At 33.7% G+C, this 20804-nt stretch carries 17 protein-coding genes and 1 tRNA gene; 4 read left to right on the top strand and 14 right to left on the bottom strand.

Features of this window, described 5'->3' with window-relative positions:
- Nucleotides 1-1428: 1428 nt before the first annotated feature.
- Both FA046_RS04095 and FA046_RS04090 read right to left on the bottom strand, forming a co-directional pair.
- Nucleotides 1429-2124: a methyltransferase domain-containing protein gene (locus tag FA046_RS04095; RefSeq protein ID WP_136825071.1), complete on the bottom strand. Its 696-nt coding sequence runs from the start codon at nt 2122-2124 to the stop codon at nt 1429-1431.
- Entirely contained in the window at nt 2117-3223 is a 1107-nt protein-coding gene (locus tag FA046_RS04090) for a type III polyketide synthase (RefSeq protein WP_136825070.1), read from the bottom strand. Before FA046_RS04090 ends, FA046_RS04095 begins: the two co-directional genes overlap by 8 nt.
- 47 nt (nt 3224-3270) lie before the next feature.
- Between FA046_RS04090 and FA046_RS04085 the strand changes: the two genes are divergently transcribed.
- The gene (locus FA046_RS04085) at nt 3271-4140 is read left to right on the top strand and encodes a UbiA family prenyltransferase (RefSeq protein WP_136825069.1); all 870 of its coding nucleotides are present in this window, start codon (nt 3271-3273) and stop codon (nt 4138-4140) included.
- Between the two features lie 23 nt (nt 4141-4163).
- Here the strand turns inward: FA046_RS04085 and FA046_RS04080 are convergent, their stop codons facing one another.
- Both FA046_RS04080 and FA046_RS04075 read right to left on the bottom strand, forming a co-directional pair.
- On the bottom strand, nt 4164-4811 hold the full coding sequence (locus tag FA046_RS04080; protein WP_136825333.1) for an HD domain-containing protein: 648 nt from the start codon (nt 4809-4811) through the stop codon (nt 4164-4166).
- A gap of 26 nt (nt 4812-4837) precedes the next feature.
- Nucleotides 4838-5740, bottom strand: coding sequence for an aromatic alcohol reductase (locus FA046_RS04075; RefSeq protein ID WP_136825068.1), 903 nt, complete (start codon nt 5738-5740; stop codon nt 4838-4840).
- Between the two features lie 380 nt (nt 5741-6120).
- Between FA046_RS04075 and FA046_RS04070 the strand changes: the two genes are divergently transcribed.
- Nucleotides 6121-7344 (top strand): MFS transporter, encoded by a 1224-nt coding sequence (locus FA046_RS04070; RefSeq protein ID WP_136825067.1) that lies wholly within the window; start codon nt 6121-6123, stop codon nt 7342-7344.
- A gap of 402 nt (nt 7345-7746) precedes the next feature.
- On the opposite strand, the gene FA046_RS04065 is transcribed toward FA046_RS04070, so the two are convergent.
- The 8 genes from FA046_RS04065 to FA046_RS17200 form a co-directional block, all read right to left on the bottom strand.
- Nucleotides 7747-8889, bottom strand: a complete 1143-nt coding sequence (locus tag FA046_RS04065; protein ID WP_136825066.1) for a glycoside hydrolase family 43 protein — start codon at nt 8887-8889, stop codon at nt 7747-7749.
- A gap of 831 nt (nt 8890-9720) precedes the next feature.
- Nucleotides 9721-10101 carry a response regulator gene (locus FA046_RS04060; RefSeq protein ID WP_136825065.1) on the bottom strand — a complete coding sequence of 127 codons (381 nt, stop codon included), beginning with the start codon at nt 10099-10101 and terminating at the stop codon, nt 9721-9723.
- Nucleotides 10098-12368 carry a sensor histidine kinase gene (locus tag FA046_RS04055; RefSeq protein WP_136825064.1) on the bottom strand — a complete coding sequence of 757 codons (2271 nt, stop codon included), beginning with the start codon at nt 12366-12368 and terminating at the stop codon, nt 10098-10100. Before FA046_RS04055 ends, FA046_RS04060 begins: the two co-directional genes overlap by 4 nt.
- Complete coding sequence (locus FA046_RS04050; protein WP_136825063.1) at nt 12362-13582, bottom strand: DNA cytosine methyltransferase; 1221 nt, start codon at nt 13580-13582, stop codon at nt 12362-12364. The genes FA046_RS04055 and FA046_RS04050 overlap by 7 nt, the downstream gene beginning before the upstream one ends.
- Nucleotides 13572-13802 (bottom strand): helix-turn-helix domain-containing protein, encoded by a 231-nt coding sequence (locus FA046_RS04045; protein WP_136825062.1) that lies wholly within the window; start codon nt 13800-13802, stop codon nt 13572-13574. The genes FA046_RS04050 and FA046_RS04045 overlap by 11 nt, the downstream gene beginning before the upstream one ends.
- A 130-nt stretch (nt 13803-13932) precedes the next feature.
- Nucleotides 13933-14328 carry a hypothetical protein gene (locus FA046_RS04040; RefSeq protein WP_136825061.1) on the bottom strand — a complete coding sequence of 132 codons (396 nt, stop codon included), beginning with the start codon at nt 14326-14328 and terminating at the stop codon, nt 13933-13935.
- 283 nt (nt 14329-14611) lie between these two features.
- Nucleotides 14612-15472 carry a virulence RhuM family protein gene (rhuM, locus tag FA046_RS04035; RefSeq protein WP_136825060.1) on the bottom strand — a complete coding sequence of 287 codons (861 nt, stop codon included), beginning with the start codon at nt 15470-15472 and terminating at the stop codon, nt 14612-14614.
- Between the two features lie 617 nt (nt 15473-16089).
- A tRNA-Asp gene (locus FA046_RS17200) sits at nt 16090-16201 on the bottom strand.
- Nucleotides 16202-16366: 165 nt separating this feature from the next.
- On the opposite strand from FA046_RS17200, the gene FA046_RS04030 reads away from it, so the two are divergent.
- Nucleotides 16367-16843, top strand: coding sequence for an Lrp/AsnC ligand binding domain-containing protein (locus FA046_RS04030; protein WP_136825059.1), 477 nt, complete (start codon nt 16367-16369; stop codon nt 16841-16843).
- Nucleotides 16844-16894: 51 nt separating this feature from the next.
- The gene (locus tag FA046_RS04025) at nt 16895-17134 is read left to right on the top strand and encodes a hypothetical protein (RefSeq protein WP_136825058.1); all 240 of its coding nucleotides are present in this window, start codon (nt 16895-16897) and stop codon (nt 17132-17134) included.
- Between the two features lie 67 nt (nt 17135-17201).
- Here FA046_RS04025 and FA046_RS04020 read toward each other — a convergent pair whose 3' ends face one another.
- Complete coding sequence (locus FA046_RS04020) at nt 17202-18320, bottom strand: retropepsin-like aspartic protease (protein ID WP_169303293.1); 1119 nt, start codon at nt 18318-18320, stop codon at nt 17202-17204.
- Nucleotides 18321-18384: 64 nt separating this feature from the next.
- Entirely contained in the window at nt 18385-20667 is a 2283-nt protein-coding gene (locus tag FA046_RS04015; protein WP_136825056.1) for a Tex family protein, read from the bottom strand.
- Nucleotides 20668-20804 lie beyond the last annotated feature (137 nt).

Raw genomic sequence — 20804 nt, 5'->3', positions numbered from 1 at the left:
ATATTTTTTGTTTAAACATTATCATAAGTAAACCTCAATACATTGGTGAAAATTCGTGTATTCATCGCTAAATTTTTTTCTCTTGCCACGAATACACGAATGAAAACGAATCTTATCATGCGACATTCCTGTTTTGTGGCTCTATATTTTTTGTTAAAACATTACCACAAGTAATCCTCAATACATTGGTGAAAATCCGTGTATTCGTGGCTAAATTATTTTCTTCTCTTGCCAAGAATACACAAATGAAAACGAATCTTATCATGCGAATTTCCTGTATTTGCCGCTTTATATTTTTTATTCAAACATTACCACAAGTAAGCCTCAATACATTGGTGAAAATTCGTGTATTCGTGGCTAAATTTTTTTCCTTTTCTTGCCACGAATACACGAATGAAAACGAATCTTATCATGCGAATTTCCTGTATTTGCTACTTTATATTTTTTTAAACATTACCACAACTAAGCCTCAATACATTGGTGAAAATTCGTGTATTCGTGGCTAAATTTTTTTTCTCTTGCCACGAATACACGAATGTAAACGAATCTTATCATGCGAATTTCCTGTATTTGCCGCTTTATATTTTTTATTTAAAAATCACCACAAGTAAACCTCAACACATTGGTGAAAATTCGTGTATTCGTGGCTAAATTATTTTTCTTTTCTTGCCACCAATACACGAATGAAAACGAATCTTATCATGCGAAATTCCTGTATTTGTGGCTCTGAATTTTTTGTTTAAACATTATCATAAGTAAGCCTCAACACATTGGTGAAAATTCGTGTATTCGTGGCTAAATTTTTTTTCTCTTGCCACGAATACACGAAAGAAAACGAATCTTATCATGAGAATTTCCTGTATTTGCCGCTTTATATTTTTTATTTAAACATTACCACAAGTAAAACTCAATACATTGGTGAAAATTCGTGTATTCGTGGCTAAATTTTTTTTCTTTTCTTGCCACCAATACACGAATGAAAACGAATCTTATCATGAGAATTTCCTGTTTTGTGACTTTATATTTTTTATTTAAAAATCACCACAAGTAAACCTCAACACATTGGTGAAAATTCGTGTATTCGTGGCTAAATTATTTTTCTTTTCTTGCCACCAATACACGAATGAAAACGAATCCTATCATGCGAATTTCCTGTATTTGTGGCTTTTTATTTTTTTAAACATTACCACAAGTAAGCCTCAATACATTGGTGAAAATTCGTGTATTCGTGGCTAAATTTTTTTTCTCTTGCCACGAATACACGAATGAAAACGAATCTTATCATGCGAATTTCCTGTATTTGCCGCTTTATATTTTTTATTTAAAAATCACCACAAGTAAACCTCAATACATTGGTGAAAATTCGTGTATTCGTGGCTAAAAATTTTTCTTTTCTTATCATGCGAATTTCCTGTTTTGTGGCTCGTGTTAAACATATATAATTACCTGCCACCTAAAAGCCCACATCCATTTAATGGTATAAACTTTAGCCCCAGCTTTTTCTAATAAACTTTCTAATTCTTTTCTCCTAAAACTTCTTAATACAGAAACTTTGCTATCATGCTTTACCATTGGCGATTTAGAAAATAAGGTGGTTAACAAGCCAATAGAATAATAAGCCAAAGGATGCCGGTGTAAATCATTAATCACTACTGCCTTTTTAGCCGAAAACATCATTTTTTTAATCAAATTTACCCAAAGTTCATCTTCAAAATGATGCGTAAATAAACTGCTGATTACAAAATCAAATTCTCTTTCTTTAAAATTCTCTTTCAAAACATCAGCTAAAACAAAGCTCACATTTTCATGATTTTCAAACTGCTTTTTTGCATAGGCTAAAGTGGCCGGTGTGGCATCAACCCCAATATATTTGGGTTGAATGTTTTGTTTATCGAAGCTTTTTTGCAGCACTTTAAAGGTATCTCCACCGCCACAACCCCAATCTGCAATGGTATCTCCAGATTCGATTTTTAACGTTTTAAAAGCATCGTGATAAACAGAAAAACCACCTAACAATCTGTTAATCACATCTAACTCTTTTAAAACCGGATGCAATTCATCGGGCGAAAGCCCAAAATCATCCATTATTTCGTCTTGGGTGCTGCGTTTGCTAAAATCAGGCATAACTTAAAACCATACTTTCAAAAGTTAATCCCGGACCAAAAGCAAAACTCATCACTTGCTCTTCAGATTTTTTGGCTTTCAGTTTCTTGCTCAACTCGTCTAAAACAAATATTACGGTGGTAGAAGACATGTTTCCAAAGTTTTTTAACACCTCATAAGCATGTTCATTTTGAGCAGTAGAAAGTTTAAAAACTTCATCACAAACTTCTAAAATTTTTCGTCCGCCTGGGTGAATGGCAAAAGATCCAATTTCATCAAAAGCTAAATTTGCTTTCTTTAAAAGTTTGTCGGCTACGTTTCTAATTCCAGATTTAATTTGTTTAGAAACCTGATTAGTGAGTTGCATTTCATAGCCATGATTGCCAATTTTCCAAGCCATTTCATTTCTGGCTTCGGTGATAACTTCGGTATAAAAAGACTTGATGCTAAACAATTTTTCTTCGGCATAATCTTCATGCTGTACCACCACTGCCGAAGCTCCATCGGCAAATAAAGAATTTGCCAACCAGTTATCTAAAGTGTTGTCTCTTTGAAAATGCAGGGTGCACAATTCCACATCAACAATTAAAACAGTAGCATTTGGCTGCGCCCTGCAAATATAATCGGCTACTTTTAAGGCATTAAATGCGCCATAACAGCCCATAAAATTAATGCAAGTACGCTCTACAGAGGAATTTAAGCCTAGTTTTTCTACAATTTCAATATCTAAACCCGGGGCATACATACCGGTACAACTCACCGTAATTAAATGCGTAATTTTCTTTTTATCAAAATTATGGAGTTGTTTGGTACAGTTTTCTATCGCCGTAAGGCTTAAATTTAAGGCCTGAGATTCAAAAATATCACCTCGTTTAGCTGTAGATGGAAAAGGCTCTAAGCCTAAACCGTTTCCAAAAAAATCATACTCTCCTCTGTCTTTACCAAAATCATTTAATACCGAATGACGATAATCTATGCCCGAAACGTGGTATAGTTTTTCCAATCGCCTAGCATTTTGCGGGTCTAATTGGTGCGCATCTTTCATAAACCTAAAAATTTGGTCTTGTGTAAACCTATTCTCAGGGTTACTGGTTCCAATTGCCGAAATGATGCTTCCCATTTACTTTTGTTTTTCTAAATTTAGTGAATATTCCTTTAAAGGCTTTTATGGCAGCATTACTTTCAAAATCCGTACTCCTTCATTTGCGCTTTCCTTTTTCTTTAATGCTTTTGCCGGTTTACCTTTTTGCTTTAAGTACCGCACAAAATATTAACAATAGCCATGCCTTACTGGTTTTTATTATCTTACATCTATTTATTTACCCTGCCAGTAATGGCTATAATAGCTATTTTGATAAAGACGAAGGCAGTATTGCATTAATTAAAACGCCACCAAAAGTTAATCGTTCATTATATATTACGGCAATTATACTAGAGTGGTTTGGTGTACTTTTGGCTTTATTGGTAAGTTGGCCATTTGCTTTGTGCGTTTTAGTTTATAATTTTTTGTCAAAAGCTTATAGTCATCCTTCCACCCGGTTAAAAAAATATCCTATCATCAGCTTTTTGGTGGTTTTTATTTTTCAGGGAGGTTTTATTTACCTCAGCTGCTATTATGCTTTTCAACAATTTTTTGTTGGCTTTTCAGCCGATGCTTGGCTAGCTGCATTAATCTGTTCCTGCTTAATTGGAGCTTCTTACCCGCTTACACAAGTGTACCAACATGCCGAAGACCGCAAACGTGGCGACCAAACTTTGAGCATTTTATTAGGCATAAAAGGTTCTTTTATTTTCTCGGGCTTGGTGTTTTTTTTAGGCATTAGCCTGATGCTTATTTACTGGAAAAACCAACAAAGCCTATTTAATTTTTGGGTTTTCCTTTTGTTTTGCACTCCTGTTTTGGTTTATTTTACTTGGTGGTTTGGCAAAGTTTTAAAAAATCCTGCCGAAGCAAATTTTAAAAACACGATGCAAATGACTTTAATAAGTAGCGGAGTGATGTTAAGTTATTTTTTGTGGTTGTGGTTAAAAAACTAAAAACCAGCTAACAAACTAACCAACTAAACCTCCCCATTCCACTCGCCATAAAACTGCTCTAAATAGGTTTCCATAAATTGATGCCTTTGTTGAGCCAGTTTTTTTCCGGTTTGGGTATTCATTTTATCTTTTAACAACAACAGCTTTTCATAAAAGTGATTAATGGTTGGCGCTGTAGTATTTTTATAGGCTTCTTTGCTTTGGTTTAAAGCAGGTTTAATCTCGGGGTTATACAATTCTCGGTTTTTAAAACCGCCATAAGTAAAAGCTCTGGCAATGCCTATGGCGCCAATAGCATCTAACCTATCGGCATCTTGTACCACCAACATTTCTGGCGAAGTAAATTTTATCTCGCCTAAACTACTTTTAAACGACATATTTCTGATGATTTCCTGAACATGAACAATAATATGCTCCTGTACCGAAATGGATTTTAAAAAGTTACCAGCTTTTTGTGGACCAACTTCTTCGTCTCCAGCATGAAATTTTGGATCGGCAATATCATGCAATAAAGCAGCAAATTCTACCACTAATAAATCAACATTTTCTTCTTTGGCTATGGCTTTCGCCGATTTCCAAACGCGTTCGATATGCCACCAATCATGTCCGGCTTCTGCATGTTGCAATTCTTTTTTAACAAAGTTGATGGTGGTTTCTATGGCATTTTGCATCATATAAATTAATTTCTTAAAAGTGTTTAAATTCTAGATAAATGTGCCGAAAGCACATCTTTAACACTTGTCCATTTTATTTCTGGATACCTATTGTTATCATGTTGAGCAATATCCACTCTTCCTTCAACCATATCTCTCATGTATTGCATTCCTTGCCATGCTGGGTATAAATCATTTTCTGCGGGTGCAAATGTTTTTCCAATCTTAATCATCATGTTCAAAAAACCTACGCTTCCGGCTTTTATTAGTCCATGCTTTTTACCACTAATTTGTGTCATGATAGTAGCAATTTCTTTTACATTTAATTGGTCGCCAGCAATTCTTAAATAACGCGGACTTGTTTCATCTACAGCAACTTTTGCGGTAAATGCAGCAGTATCATCCATTGTAGTAAAATCCATTTTTTGATTTGCATTTCCCCAATACAAAACTTTATGAAATTTAAAAAGAATCATAGGCATTTGGTCTGTCAATAAATCAGCAAAAGGACCATTAAAAATTGTTGTAGCCTCTATATTTGTTTGATCAAGATATTGATAAAATTCTCTTCTTAAATCAAGATTTCTATTTTTTCCTTCTACCAAATTTGTAAAATCTAAAGAAAAATCTGAGGGAATAAAACGCTTTACTCCGGCTTTTATAGCTGCATCTAACAACACTTTTTGAGTATCAATAATGGTTTCTCTTAACCCCGCCAAAGCAGAAACCACACAAGAAACACCCTCACAGGCTTTAGTAACCTCAGCCACATTATTCATGTCAAGTTTAAAAACCTTTGCGCCAAGTTTTTCAAGTAATAGTACTTTTTGAGCATCGCTATTAGGCCTTGCCAAAACCCTCACTTCAGCATTATTGGCTATTAAAGCTTTCACTATTCTTAGTCCAAGATTACCCGTTCCGCCTGCCACCAATATTACCTTTTTCATTTCTAAAATTTGAGTTTGTGCAAAGCTATTATTTTATTTTCTTAAGCATAGCTATATCATATATACAGCATTATTGTGTTTAGGTGCAATTTGATATGCCTTTAAATATAAAAACATATAGTTTTGATGGATCGACTTTTTAATTGTTTAGCATTGATTTTGTAACGCCTGCGTTAGGTGGCTGTTTAAGGTTTTGCAAAAACCTGTTCTTTTTGCCTTTTTGAGGCAAAAAAACCGAAGCGCAGCGAAGTAAAAAAGACACCGACCCTTGGGGAACGCCCAAATTAAAACCTAAAGACAAATTATCGTCATGTTTTCATTCATTTGAGGCTCGTTTCTCATCATTTAATTAACATTGTTGGTTATAATGATTTTGCGTAATGAACAGTAAAGAAAGAATCATCTTATTATTACTTGCCGCTATTAATTTTACCCATATTCTAGATTTTATGATCATGATGCCACTGGGAAATTATTTGATGCCATACTTTAATATTTCTTCTCAGCAATTTTCTATGTTGGTAGCGGCATACACTTTTAGCGCTGGTATTTCGGGGTTTTTAGCGGCTTTTTTTGTAGATAGGTTTGATAGAAAAAAGGTATTAATGGTAGGTTATGCTGGGTTTTTAATAGGTACGCTGTTTTGTGCTTTATCGCCAACTTATGGGGTTTTATTGATATCTAGAATTGTGGCTGGCATTTTTGGCGGTTTAATTGGTGCACAAGTATTATCTATTGTTGCCGATACCATTCCGTATGAAAGAAGAGGTACAGCGATGGGAATTATTATGGCTGCATTTTCTGTAGCATCTGTTTTTGGGGTACCGTTTTCACTATACCTCGCAAATATATTTAATTGGCATGGACCATTCTTTTTTGTTGCCGGTATTGGCACTTTATTAGTTCCTTTTTTACTTAAATATTTACCAAAAATGGACGGCCACATTACTGCTAAAAATGTAGTGAAAGTTAACCCAATGGTGTTATTGAAAGATATTGCCAAAGACAGAAATCAGGTATTGGCTTTGTCTTTATCGGCAACTATTATGCTGGGGCATTTCTTAATTATTCCTTTTTTGAACCCATTTTTGGAGTTTAACAAAGGTTTTAGCAAAGCACAAACGCCTATTGTTTACATGGTTGGCGGGGCTTTAACATTAATTACTTCTCCCTTTTTAGGGAAATTAGCCGATAAAATTGGTAAACACCGCCTTTTTGTAATAATGGCTTTGCTGGTCACTATTCCAATAGCTGTGATTACTAATCTACCCACTACGCCATTTTATTTTGTTTTAGGGATTACTGGCTTTTGGTTTGTGGTTTCATCTGGCAGAATGATCCCTGCACAAGCTATGATTAGCAATGTGGTAGCTAGCGAACGACGCGGAAGTTTTATGAGTATTAATTCAGCTATACAACAAATTTTTGTGGGCATTGCATCGGTTTTGGCAGGCTTTGTAGTAGTAAAAACACCCTCTAATGCTATTCTTAATTATGAAATTACGGGGTATATAAGCATCGCCGTAACGTTGTTGAGTATTTTAGTAATTGCTAAGTTAAATACAAGAATGAGTGAGAAAGAAAAGGTGGAGGAAGGGGCTTAGGGTTTTGGCTTCTGAAATTACTTAATTGAGTTGAGACCTACTCGAATTTTTGCTTATCATTTGTTATTATTGATATTAATTTTCTAATCCATACAATTTTAAATATCCGTTATATTCCGGCTGAAAGTTTTTCTTTAAGTGATGTTGTTTTTGGTTTTTAATATATTCATATACTTTCTCAATTACTGATTCTGAAATTTTATTTTAAGAATGCGGCATGAGATTATTTTATAAACCGTTAAAACGGTTTGTTATGTGCTACATTCCCATAGCCCACGGTTTAAACCGTGGGCTATGGGAAGTTTATTTAAAAAAATGGTTTTAACCATTTCTCAGGCTTCAATGTGTTGTTTTTGGATTTATATCTACGTACTACATCATTTTTCATCCCAAATACTTACCTTAATTACTCGGCATTTTTTTTGGATTCCAGCTGTTGAGCCACTTTAATTGAGGCTTATTATTTTCAAACGTTAGGGGCAACCAAATGTATCGACTGTCGCCAAGGTTATCGGCATTCCACCTATCACCCATGTAAACATAGCTGTTCTTTTTACCCTGAACGGGGATAATAAATGTGCTTTGTGATTGAAATGTGGTGGCTTTATCAGCTTCGGTGCCTATCACAGGGTCGCCCAAAATTTGCCAAGGACCAGTAATTTTATCGGCAACAAAAGAACGACCGGGATTTGGTTTCCAGCCGGTGGTGCCCGATGCAATCATATAATATTTGCCCTCATGCTTGATGACAGCTGGAGCCTCGTTACTTTGTCCGTTTAAAATTCTATAATATTCGTTGGTAAAACTTTGGTAATCATCACTCAGTTTGGAAACATGTAGCGTTTGATTATCCTCCGAAGAAGCAATATGATAGCCTGTTCCATCATCATCAACAAACAAAGTCATATCTCTAGACATTTGCCCCGTATTAAAATCACGACCAACCAAAACGCCTTCCTCTACTCGCTCTTTCCAATTAGGGAGTTGGCGAAAGTTTGCTGGAAAAGAGCTGGGAACAACTCTACTTTGCTGAGGCAAATTTATGGGCCAAATATTTTGATGCGGTCTTATACTTTTGATGTACTGAAAAGGCCCCGTGGCTTTATCTGCAATGGCTAAACCTGTCATGGCGGCTTTGTAGCCTTGGTCTTTTAATTCGTGGTGAAACCACATGATATATTTGTCAGTTTTTGCACTGTAAATCACTTTAGGACGCTCCACAATACAGCCCGGCTGTAACATAATATTGGTATCTGGAACCATTTTTAACACAATTCCTTCGTTTTTCCAGCGGACTAAATCTTTAGAAGAATAGCAACTTACGCCATCCATTGCCTTAGCGCCATTTGGCCCTTGTCCTTTAAATTCGCCATACCAATAATACTTCCCTTTTTGGTATAAAATACCCCCTCCATGTGCATTTATAGGCTTACCATCAGTATCTAACCAAACGGTTCCGGGTGTAATATTTTGAGCCAAAAGAGGTGTGATAAAGCTGATAAAAAATAGAATTAGCCAAGTTTTAAAGATGTTTTTGTATTGCATAAAACAGATTTTTTGATGGTTTTTTGTTGCTAAAGCCGATGGTTCTCTTAGCTGCTTTTAACAAATACACCAATTGGTTACGGTTTAATATTGATAAGGTAATGTTAATGTTTTAAATTATTGGTGGCGAGGTTGCCTTGGTTCAATCTGAGGTGTTTAATGGTTCAAATGAATAAATTTTGGAAGGAGGTGTTTAATGGTTTTTTTGAGTTGGTGAAAACGAAGAGGCTTTTTTCTTATTGATGAGCTATTGCAAGGAAGATTTTTGCTTGTCGTGAGAATTGATTTGGAAGGAAAACCTATGATTAAGCCTAATATTGGTCTTTTCCCTTAGTGCTTCCTTAGTGTTCTCTGCTTCATCCTACGTTTATCCTATAGTTGTGGTAGAATTGAGCTTTGGTATTTTTGGGCATCACGGTAAATTTAATTTTTAAAGGCTTCGACTCCCCTCAGCCTAACAAGCATTCGAAATAAAGGATGCACAAGGAATTTAGGATAGAAAGCTTCATTTTTTTAGAAAAGCAATTTCCTGTTTCCATAGCTTCCGCCAGTCCAGCTTTCTGCTAAATGCCGCAGAAAAAGCGGCATACCGCTGCCAATCTGGTTTATTTAACTTGGGTTTGGTGTAAAAAACGAAAAGGGGTTTCTCAAATTTAGAAGTCATCAAATAACAATTTGTCTTGTTAAATTGAGAAAGCAATCTTAATCATAAGATATAATTGGCAGAATTCTGCTTATATTAACAATGATTGCTTTTAATTTATAAATTGAATAGAGTCTGATGTTTAACTTTAGGCAGTATAAATAACTACTAATTTTAAATATTTATTTTTACATCTTAAAAAATCTTTCTTTTATTAAATCTTCCAGATTAGGCCTGAATGCAGTTTTTACTTTTTTATATTCACTTACCAAGTCTTCTAATTTGATTGAATTATTTTGGGAATAGAAGATGATGTCTATATGCTCAAGATGTTCTTCATCTCTTACATCACCAATATATTTTTCCCCTGTAAAAGGTTCCATATCATAATCCATCACAATTAAATCAAAATCAAAACTTCTACATTGCTGTATAATATCATCGCCATTTATTGCATTTATAAAGCTGAAACGAATATCGTTTTTTTCGCTAATTAAATTCAAATTTTCTTGTAATGAGCTAACCCATTGTTCAGAATCATCAATCCATAAAATTTTAACTTGCCTCATTTTTTTATTTTAATTGTAAATGTTACTCCTTTATCATCATTGTTAAATACATCAATACTACCACTTAATGATTCTATAATTTTTTTTAAATGGTACAATCCCAAACCCGAACCATCTGTTGTAGTAAAACCAAAGTCATAAATTCTTTTTAAATTCTCACTAGGGATACCAATACCATCATCTTTAAAAGACAATATTAGTTCATTCTCAACCTCACTAATAGAAATTATTAAATTTTTAGCTTTTGCTTTTTTAGCATTAACTATTAAATTATCAATTACTATATTAATTTCAATTGGTTTGATCTTCTTTTGAAAGGGATTTCTTGTGTAGTTATTGATTTTTATATTTAAATTTTTATCTGTTGTTGTCGGGATAATATTTTGAATATATTCTCTTACATATTCATTTAGATTTGTATCTATTTCTTCAGCAGAAAGTTTGAAATTGGCTTTAGTTGCGAATGACGATATATTTATTATTTTCTTTGTTTCAAAACTAATATCTCTAATAATATTATAAAGTTCGGCGTTCGAAAGCTGGATGTTATTTTGTACCCTCAAAGAAATTCCTTTCAACTTATTATCAATAGTGCCAGCATAAATGCCAATATGATGGATTAAACTAATTACTTCTTGATACTCAGTTGTATTTATTGATTTAAGAAATAGGTTTTCACTTATTTGATCTGTAAGTTGCTTTGTAGCTTCTATAGCTTTTTTGTATTGAATTTTTGCTTGAAACTCTGCCTCTTCTCTAGCCTTTTGAATTATTTCAATTTTATCAGTTATTTTTTTTGCTTCTTCAATTAACTTGTCATCCTTTCTTTCAAAAGCTATTTTGTTTAAATTTTTTGATAAAGTAATTGCACTATTTACTTGGCTTGCTTCTAAAATCTCTATAATATTATCTGGAACTTCAAAATTAATTATAGAGTCACTACCTGATAATTTTGCTAATAATTCAGATATTCTTTCTCTAACCCCAAAAGAATCTTCGTTAATCTCTATACTTAAACCCCACTGTTGTACTTCAACAACATATTTTTCAAGTTTTTTTATAACTTCCCAAAAACATTCTGCTAAGGATTCATAAGTTGAACTCTTGATAAATCCATCTCCTCTGCTGGTTGTCTCTTTTAAATTAATGTCCGATGAGTTGATTTCAATTTGACCTAAAAGCTCTCTAGTTCCAATATACCTACTGTATCCTTGAGCTTTTCTTACATCAACGCCAAAAGAGTCTTCGCCTGGTTCTCCATAAGGATAAATCCTAAATCCATTTTTATATATAAAAACATGGCCATAACTAACGGAATTTACACCCATTTTTTTGGCAAAAGTTAATTTAGCAGATTGGTTTAAGTAGTAAAAGGTAAATTCAATATTGTTAAGTAGAGGGAATTCATTCTTTTCAGTAATCTTATAAATTGAAGTTCCACCATCAATTAATTCTGTATTTACATATTCACCATTAGAAGAAATTGAACATTTAATTTTAGTGGTTTTTAAACCAAGCGTTTCAAAAATAAAGTTGTTTACTTCTCCATTTACTTTATCAAATTTGTCTTCATTTTTCCCATCGTCCTCTAATTCTTCTGGAACATGAAGATTTATTACAAAATTTCGTCTATTTAAATCTTGATTAGGGTTAATTAATTTCGCAAGCGAATCTTTTAGTTTAAGTAATTTTTCTCTATTCCATTCACTCCTTAAGCTTGATATTTCCAAACAAGTTCCATGGGAGATATTAAAGGATGTTGAATTTTTTCTTTCATAAATTATGGAAATATCAACAAACTCATTTTTTGTGTCTGTTTCAAATTTACCCCAATCTGTAAGTAGTGTCTCTGTATATGAGTTTGGTTTGTTTTTTTTTGTTTCTACATATAATATTTCGCCTAGTCTATCACAAGAAAATCGACCAATACCTTTAGCTCCTGCAAATACCCTTTTCGTGTAAATCCTATCTCTATAATCATAAGACTCATCTTCAGTTCCATCTTTTTTAGCAGAGTATGCGACAAATAACCATCTGCTCTTAATATCCTCGATATCCATACCTTTACCATTATCTATAATTGTAAGTGTTGGATTTTCTGAGTAAATGTTTTTAAAATATATATCTACATTAGTTGCATGAGCATCATAACTATTTTTAACTAATTCAAAAACAGCTATATAGTCATCTGTTATCAAATCTTTACCTATGATATCTTTTAGAGCAGAACTGATCCTAAAAAACAGTTTATTATCCTCTTTTAACATAACAAATTTTTCAAAATTAATCCGCTTTGCTCACTAAAAAGAGGTGGAATTGCATTTCCAATTTGTGTATATCTAGGCACTTCGTGAATTCTTAATTTTCCGCCTGTTGTATATTTTCCTTTAAACTTATACCAATCTGGAAAAGATTGAATTCTGGCATACTCACGTACAGTAAGTATTCTGGCTTCTTTGTAATGAATGTAATCGTCTGGTAAAGTTGTTATAGTTGGTGTTTTATCAAATTCATTTAATGGAATCACAGTGCGTTTTTTAATCCCGTACTTTTGCTGAATTTCTTTACTAATATTAAAATTTCTTCTATTAGTAGTCTCTTTAAGAATAACTTGAAATCTATCAATTATAGTTTGTGAATGTTTCGGGAAACGGTGGCTATCCGCAATTTTATTTTCAATTCCCTTGCGCATTAATTTTTGATAATTACTTTTCTCTTCTGTATAAATACCTGATTGAAAACTCGGAGAATCTGGCGTTTCCTTTAATCCATTTTGTTTGAATAAGTCCGAGATAGCATCTTGGAGATTGGTTTTTTCAGTAAGCCCTTTTGCCTCTAGAAATTCAAATTTATTTTCTTCTAAACTGTTAAAAAAGGATTCTACTTTTTCTTGCGAAGCACTTTTTAAACCCTTTTTTATGCCAACTAAGATGAAACGAGTTCTTTTTTGAGGAACACCATAATCTCCAAAATTCACTAACTGCCCCTTTACAAAATATCCTGCATCTTCTAATTTTTTAGTTACTTGATAAGAGTAGGCAAGTCCTTTCTCTTTATTCTTTTTGAACTCCATTGTAAACCCTTTTACATTTTCAAAGAAAATTATTTTAGGCTCAACAATTCGAACAAATTCTATGTAAGAATTAATTAAATCATTTCTTAAATCAAATTCATTACGTTTTCCAGCCATCGAAAAACCTTGGCAAGGCGGACCACCAGCAATCATTGTAACTTTACCTTTTAGTTTTTGTAATTGGGAAGAATATTTATCAAGCACTTTGTTTATTTCATGGTTTTCTTTTGGTAACCATTTTGGCCAATTAAAATGATTCTTTTTATCTATAAGATTGTATTCAAGGGTTTTGAAAGCATCAGGACTTTTTTCAATAGCAAATAAACCACTCCAACCAGCATTGTGTAATCCTAGAGAAAGACCGCCACAACCTGCAAATAAGTCTATATAGGTTAACTTATTTACCATTTTCAAATACTTTTACGTTAAAAAATTCTAGCAGAGAAACTTCTAAACCGTTCACTATTATTTTTTCAAGATTGATTATTGAAATATTGCGTTTGCCTTTTTCTACATGGTTCATGTAGGTACGGTCAACATCAGATTTATAGGCTAAGGCTTCTTGGGTTAAACCTCTTTGTTCTCTTAACTCTTTGATGCGTTGTGCAATCTTAAGCTTTATATCCACGAGCCTAAAATAACAAAACGTGACTCATAGTGCATTTGCTTATAAGTCACTATTTAAAGGAGCATTTGCTTATAAGTCACGTTAAAAACGCAGTATCATTTAAAGAAAGACCCCGCTTAGAAACATTTAATCAAAAATCCCTTACCACTGCTTCGCCCATTCCATTTTTTTCATAAATAGCTAAGCAATATTTTTCGAAAGTTTGGTCGAAAACAGGTTCGATTAAATTTATTTTTTTTGGGAAGGGTTTATTGGGGTAAAAGAAGTAAACTTTGGTGTTTCCGTATTTGGTATGTGGCATAAAATTGCCGTAAGCGGTCATATCGGTTACATCCAAGCTATCTATAGTAACAATATAAGCCCGTAAAATTGGACCGTCGTTTTGTTCGTTTCGGGTGGAGGTAATTTCTTTAAATTCTGATTTTAAGTCACTAATGCCCGGTTGCGAAAGGCTATTGTAAAGCATGATTGCAATCAATATGATTAAGCTAGCAATTAAGAAAATTTTTCTGTTCTGGTTTTTCATTAGCTAAAGTTACTCAACAAATCCTCTTTTCATTTCTTTGCTAATATAAAATTTAGAAAATACATCTATTTATAATATACACAAAGGTGTTAGCAACTGTCCGAAAACATCGGACGTTTTATACTCACCAATATATTTTACCACGTTGCACAGCCTGCGTTAGGTGTTTGAAGTGAGGTTTTGCAAAAACCTGTTCTTTTTGCTTTTTTAGCAAAAAAACCGAAGCGTAGCGGTTACGTAAAACACCGACCCTTCTTGGGGAACGGCTTTATTATTTTGAGTTTTAATACTGTTCTAAAATTGAGTTTAAAATGCTTTCTAAAGAGCTTTTATCTAATTTAGAAAAAGCAAACCATTTTTTGCCAAGGTCTTTAAGTGATGCTCCTAAATGATAAATATCCTGATTATCGATAATTAAAAATCGGTCGTGGCTTTTGGAAAAAGATGTATGAGTGAAGCCTCCGTATTGTTCATTTGCTTTTTGTATATCTAGTAAGAGCTGTTTAGTACTTGTTTTGCTTAAAAGTAAAACTTTTACCTCTTTTTGCTTTTTAGCTAAATGGAGTAGGGTGTTTTCGTCTATGTAGTTGTCAATAAGTATGATGCTTTTTTTAGCCGTTAAGATAATTCTAGAGGCCAATTGGTAGGCATCAAATACTTGTCCATCAAAAAATACGCCTTGGGTAGGTATTAAGTGAGCGCTTATTTGCAAATCTATTTCGTTTACTTTTTTATGCAAGGCCTCCATATTATCCTCAATTCGGTTCATTCTATTATTTAAAGCATAGCCTTTTAGTAAATAATCTTTAAGAATATTGTTAGCCCATATTCTAAATTGAGTCCCTTGTTTTGATTTTACCCTGTAACCAACGGATATTACTACATCTAAATTATAATATTCTGTTTTTCGTTTAACTGTTCTGCTTCCTTCTTTTTGAACTGTCAAGGATTCCTTGACAGTTGCTGCTTTATCTAATTCATTTTCGCGATAACAATTATTGATATGCAAACTGATGTTTTGTTTAGTTTGATGGAATAATGTAGCCATTTGTTGTTGTGAAAGCCATACGGTTTCATCTTCTATCCTTACTTCAATATGCTCGGCAAGTTCGTTAGGTCGATACAAAATGATTTCATTCTTCATATGTCTTTAAGGGGATAGTTTAGATTAAACCCAATATCGTAATTATTTCTAATCATTTAAAAATTAGGGGATTGAATTTATCACAATAATATTTACCATTAAGCAAGGCAGCGTTAGGTGTTTAGAGTGAGGTTTTGCAAAAACCTGTTCTTTTTGCTTTTGGGCAAAAAAACCGCAGCGTAGCGGAGTGCGTAAAACACCGACCCTCCCGATAGCTATCGGGATTAAAGGGGAACGCCCATATAAAGCTTAAGGCAAAAAGCGGAAAGCTTAAAGCTTAAAATGGAAAATAAATAGTGCTTGTTGCACTGAAAAGCTTAAGGCAAAATGCGGAAAGCTAAAAGCTGAAGATGGAGCATGACAGAAAAAAGCTGAAGGCGGAAAGCTAAAAGCTTATTTATGATGTTTAAATATTGCTTGATTAGATGCTGAAATAATCTCGATAGCTATCGGAACGGCATGACAAAAAAAGCGGAAAGCAAAATGCGGAAGCTACTTGCTTAATAAGATGCTGAAATAAATTCAGCATGACAAAAAAAAGCTTATAAAACAGTTAAGCTCCAACGGGGAGAAGGAGCTTAAACTAACCAATTATAAACCTAAATTAAACGAAAGGGCTGTAGGGGTAGGAGTCGAACCTACACGAAGCAGTTATTTCACCTTGCGGCTATTTCCCAAATCTTCGCCACCGAGACAAGGAGGTGTGTCTGCCAATTTCACCACCCTACAGTGTATTTTATTTTTTCAATTGTAATCATCAGGCTTGCCCTTTTGATTTATTGTATAGAACAAATGTAAAGCATAAGCCAATACGTTGCAAATATTTCAACATTATATTTTAATTTTTATAAATTTTTTATTTATACTTGTTTAATATTAATAATCAATAAAAACATGCTTGATAAAACCCGACCTAATTTGGAAATTGATAATTTGGATATCGAAATTTTATCCATTTTAATGAATGATGCAACTACTGCTTATACTGAAATTGCTAAAGAATTGATCGTTTCTGGCGGAACCATACATGTGAGAATGAAAAAGATGCAGGATTTGGGAATAATTAAAGGCTCTAACTTAATTGTAGATGCCCAAAAAGTGGGTTATGATATTTGTGCATTCTTAGGCATTTATCTAGAAAAAGGTTCTATTTACCATGATGCGGTTGAAAAATTAAAACAAGTAAAGGAAATAGTAGAATTGCACTATTGTACTGGTGCTTATTCTATGTTTGCCAAAATTATTTGTAGGGATACTACGCATTTACGCCATGTATTAAATGATGAGGTGCAAGCCATTCCGGGTATTCAACGTACAGAGACCTTTATTTCTTTAGAAGAAAGCATTAAAAGACAAATTACCTTAAAATAAACTGGCAGGAATTTTGACTTCTATTCCTTATAAATTATTAATAAGGGAGTTATGGATGTCAAAGATAAAAATTGGGAATCTGGTCCGCATCAAGATCATTTAGATAAGCGGATTAAAGAGCAAATAACTAGGGCAGCGGAAGAAGCTGACCGTAGGAAAGATAATTTAGATGATAAAGGTGAAGGGAGTTACCAAGAAAAAAATGGTGACGAAGATAAGCAGTTTGAGGGTCTTAAAAGTGAGCCTAAACTAGACCAACAACCTACCCCTCCAGAAACTGAAAAAGAATAGATATAAAAAACAAAAAACTCAAAGCGATATGGCTTTGAGTTTTTTGTTTTCCTCTTTTTAGAACATTTTATAAGAAATTGGAATTCTTAACCTTAATTTTTACTCCGTTCATTTTCTCTATTTCAACCTCTGTATCTTTATTTAAGTAAAACCACAGCAAGAATTCGCACTCGTCTTTAAAAAACATAGCATCTTTACCATTAACAGTCTTTATTTCTTCGTCCATTTCAAAAGCTAAAGCAGTACTATTTTTATTCATGTTTTTTGCGGTTATAAAAAGCTTTTCTTTTTTATAGGTCACTCTTGCATCAAAAGTGCTTTTAGTAGTAAACTGTTGCTTTGAAGGACTTAAGTAATAGGTATTGTTGCTATGATTCAAAATAACCGACTTACAATAAGTATTAAAAAATTGAACGCCAATTTTATGATCAGACTGCTCATTAATGGAAATAGGAATGTTTTTAATAAGTGTTTTATTCAAGAACAAACTGTCCATTATAAACTCTTTTACGGGCTTGGGCTTTCCTAAACCTGTTAATCCCATGGTTGATGAAATGGATAGCTTACCTTGATTTTTAGCTTGCTTATCATCAAAAGTTTTGTTTATTGACCCTAATAAGGGGTTTACACTTAAAGTTCCATTAAAACCAAAATCAATTAAACAATTTTTTTCAACTTCATTGTTCAAAATAAGTTCAACCATTGGGCGATTATTATGATATTTTATTGGCCAAACAAGCATATCATTACTAATTACAAATGGGGTATTACTCACATAAATTACTTTTTTTTCAAAGTCTATTTTCCAATTAAACTTCTTGATTACATCTTGCCCTAATAATAATAAATCTGCACAATACAAATAAGGCATATCAAAAGTGATTGTTTTTAACTTGTTGATATGGAACTGCCCAATAGCCAAATCTTCTATCAAAACGTTTTTTAATGTGGCATTTGTTTGGTTGGCATCTGTAATACCACTGCTTCCTTTCAATTCTTTAATGCCTGCTACCAATATGTTTTTTGAATTCACCACGCTTGATGATGCGCCTGTATCAAAAGCAAAATCAACAGTGATTCCGTTTAACTGCCCCTTAAACACCAACAGCTGCTTATCTAATGAAAAAGGAATACTATCTATTTTTTGAGCACTACTTACATGGCCACAAGCAACACATAAAATCAAAAAAAATACTTTTAAGAATACATATTTTAACACGTTATACATTTATCTTCCTAATTAAAGTTCACTATTTAAATTTACCAAATAAAGCTTTCAGCTTATCCTGCATATCGCCCTCTACTGCTTTGGGCTCTTCTTTCTTTACAAATGCTGGCTTTTTAACTACCAGCTGTTGATTAGCTTTTGTTTTTTGCTGAGGCTTTGGAATATCTTTTTTAGCCTCTCCTCCAGTTTTCATGCTTAAAGAAATTCTTTTACGGGCAGCATCTACTTCCACCACCGTTACTTGTACCCTTTGCGAAACTTTTACCACTTCATTTGGATTGGAGATAAATTTGTCAGCCATTTGACTCAAATGCACCAATCCGTCTTGATGAACGCCTATATCTACAAAAGCACCAAAATTGGTAATATTGGTTACAATACCTGGTAATTTCATTCCGGCTTTTAAATCGTCAATTTTATTGATGCCCTCAGCAAATGAAAAAGCTTCAAATTGTGCTCTTGGATCTCGACCTGGCTTAGCCAATTCGGCAATAATATCCTTTAATGTGGGTAATCCAACTTCATCTGAGGTATATTTTTTAAGCTCAATTTGCTTTCTTAATTGGTCATCTTTCAACAAATCGGCTACTTTGCAATTTAAATCTTTAGCCATTTTCTCTACCAAAGCATAACGCTCTGGGTGAACAGCACTGGCGTCTAATGGATGATCGCTATTTCTGATTCTTAAAAACCCAGCGGCTTGTTCAAAAGCTTTATCGCCTAGGCGAGCTACTTTTTTTAAGGCATTTCTATTTTTAAAAGCACCATGTAAATTGCGGTATTCTATAATGTTTTGCGCCAATTGCGGACCTAAACCAGATACGTAAGCTAAAATTTGTTTAGACGCTGTATTTAACTCTACTCCAACGGCATTTACACAACTCATCACCGTATCATCTAATGAAGTTTGTAACTTATTTTGATCCACATCATGCTGGTATTGGCCTACGCCGATAGATTGAGGATCAATTTTAACCAACTCGGCTAAAGGATCCATCATTCTTCTCCCTATAGAAACAGCTCCTCTAACGGTAATGTCATGATCTGGAAATTCTTCTCTTGCGGTTTCAGATGCCGAATAAATGGAAGCCCCACTTTCATTCACCATTACTACCAATACATTTTCTAATTGTTGTGCTTTTACAAAATCTTCTGTTTCGCGGCTTGCCGTTCCGTTGCCAATAGCAATAGCTTCTATTTGATGTTTTTGAACTAAAAATTTTAATGTTTGTGCCGCTTCTTTAGCTACACCAGCTCCAGTATGTGGGTAAATAGTGGTATTTTCTAATAGCTTGCCTTGTTTATCTAAACAAACCAATTTACAGCCAGTTCTAAAACCTGGGTCTAAGGCCAACACGTTTTTTTGCCCAATGGGTGCTGCCAGCAATAACTGACGAGCATTTTCAGCAAAAACTCTAATCGCTTCTTCATCAGCCGCTTGTTTAGATTTTAAACGAGTTTCTGTTTCCATAGAAGGTTTTAGCAGCCTTTTGTATCCATCTTCTATTGCTAATTGTACTTGCGCTGCTTTTGAGTTATTTGCATGGATAAAATTTTGAGTTAAAATACGAATAGCGTCTTCCTCTTCTGGAAGTGCATCTAACTTTAAAATCAGCTCTTTTTCTCCTCTTCTAAGGGCTAAAACTCTGTGTGATGGCGCTGTTTTTACGGGCTCGCTCCAATCAAAATAATCTTTATATTTTATGCCTTCTACTTCTTTTCCTTTGATTACTTCCGATTTATAAATCCCTTTTTCAAAAAACAAGGTTCTAATAGTAGCTCTGGCTTCTGCGTTTTCCGAAATAATTTCGGCAATAATATCTCTTGCTCCTTGTAAAGCTTCAGCAATAGAATTTACTCCTTTTTCTGTATCGATAAAATCTGAAGCTTCCTCTTCTGGATTGTTTTTGTCCTGAGCTAAAATCTGAAGCGCTAAGGGCTCTAATCCTTTTTCTCGGGCAACAGAAGCCTTAGTCTTCCTTTTAGGTTTATAGGGTAAATAAATGTCCTCTAAAACGGTCATGGTTTCTGCCTTAAGTATCAGGCTTTCTAACTCATGGGTTAATTTACCTTGCTCTTCAATAGATTTTAAAATAGCCTCTTTTCTTTTTTCTAACTCTTTTAATTGATGAATCCGATCTCTAATTGCGGCTATTTGCACTTCATCCAAACTACCCGTCATCTCTTTTCGATACCTGGCAATAAAGGGAATGGTAGCTCCCTCGTCTAATAATTGGATTGTGGTGTTTACCTGTTGGTAGCCAATTCCTAACTCTTGTGCTATTTGTAAATTAAATTTCTCCATATCGTTTCGCTATGCGAAGATGTGAATAATGATATCAATATAAAAAGGGAGTGGAAAGATTTTGAATCTAAATTTTATACGGCAGGGTAATTGTATTCTAAGTAAAAAAATTAAACCTTATTTAAATAATAATCATA

The sequence above is a fragment of the Pedobacter cryophilus genome, assembly GCF_005116455.1.
GTDB classification, from domain to species: Bacteria; Bacteroidota; Bacteroidia; order Sphingobacteriales; family Sphingobacteriaceae; genus Pseudopedobacter; species Pseudopedobacter cryophilum.
This window is presented reverse-complemented; position numbering and strand designations above follow the sequence as displayed.